The 1,580-nt window shown below is 46.8% G+C and carries 1 protein-coding gene; it reads left to right on the forward strand.

Going from position 1 to position 1,580, the window contains the following annotated elements:
* Positions 1-73: 73 nt before the first annotated feature.
* On the forward strand, positions 74-1,580 hold a 1,507-nt coding region (locus tag KDK17_RS04615), incomplete at its 3' end, for a hypothetical protein (protein WP_257287459.1).

Genomic DNA, 1,580 nt, shown 5'->3' on the forward strand with positions numbered 1-1,580 from the left:
AAAAAATAAAACATTTTCAAATTTAAGGTCTATTTTAATGCTTTATCAATAAAATCTTCAGAGAGATCCGATCATGAAAACAGTAGAGCTTTTGACCATGGTTCGCCTGTTTTTTGTATTCATCTTGTCTGTCATTGCGCCTTTTTCAGGCCACTGTGCTGCCTATACCAGCCTGTTGAGCTGGACGGGTTGGATGAGTTCCTCCAAAGCCACTGAGGCGTGGGCAGAGCCATCGGGGGAGATTAGCAAACTGTCGTTTAGAGGGAACAATCCGCCCCTCCTTCTCAGTTATGATCGCAAGGCGGCTGACGAGAACGGTGGAACAGTTTCTGAACTGGAAAACAATCAGTTTTATGTCATCCTCGATAGCCAACCGGGCGATCAATTTAATTTTTGTTTCAGGACGCCCCCCGCATTGTCGACAGGACATTTTCCCTCTCCCCCGGTATTTAAAAAGCCAGTAACGGGTCAGGCTATGCCGGATATACAAAACGGGAAAGTGAGACAGGTTTCATCGACACCCGACACTGGCCGCTGGCAGCATGAATACTCAGCCAGTTGGCGTTTACCGGCGGGTCATCAATCGTTGGTTTTGGCCATTGAAGATAATGATATCGGATGGGTTATAGAACCGGAATGTAGCGGTATTTTTTCAGAAAGCGCTGCTTTACCGTCATCATCAGGCAGTAATACTTCAGTTAACAAAAAAACATCATCGGTCGATATTTTTTACCGCAATAAACAGGCTGAAAAAAACGGGTCTGGTCATTCTGACGACAAAAGTCGTTTTAGTGGGCCTTTGGCAATACCCGGAGCCCCTGTTACGGCCGGTAATGGTGAACCATTCACAAGCTCTGGTGGTGGCGGTTTTGGCAGTGGCGATGATTTAGACGATTTATTCAAGAAAAGGCCGGGTGGCGGAATGGGCCCCCTTTACTCCTTTGAATGGATGAGCGAGCTGGTCAACAGCGTGATTCTGGTGCCTGGTATTGATGGTCGGATTGTAAAAAAACAGATTTGGGATACCCGGGTTGTGCTTAAAATCAAGCAGGGTTGGAATGAGCAGGACATCATTATTTCTCAGGAACTTTGGGATAAAATAAGAGCTGCAAATCTTGAAAGAAGTTCAGGACTCTTTCTGGCATTGTCCAGAAACCCCGATAATCCGGAAGCTGTAATTGATCATTACCTGAGCAGTAAGCCGGCACAGCCGCTACAAACAGAAGACTACCGTCGTCATGCACAGCAAGGGTTCATTTTAAGTCCTGAACAATTACGCAGCGTGTCCGTTTTTCCGGGCCACGTCCCCATAGGGATCGGCCATTCTGGAGGAATCGGTCAGGCTGGAAATCAGAAGGGCGACCTTGGACCATCTTCCTATGCTCAGTCTCAACGAGATAACGGTCGTCAAAATCAAGGCAGTCGCCGTGGAAGTGAGAGCGATGGAAGTGATGGAGATGATGGGTCAGGTGGTTCACCAAACAGTGGTGGGTTATGTCAAAATTGCAATAAACCGGTACTCGCCTTTAATAAATGTAAAGAATGTCTGGATCGTGAATCCAGTGTACTTGAGCAGGAAC

The organism is Endozoicomonas sp. SESOKO2, assembly GCF_024606245.1.
GTDB lineage: Bacteria > Pseudomonadota > Gammaproteobacteria > Pseudomonadales > Endozoicomonadaceae > Endozoicomonas_A.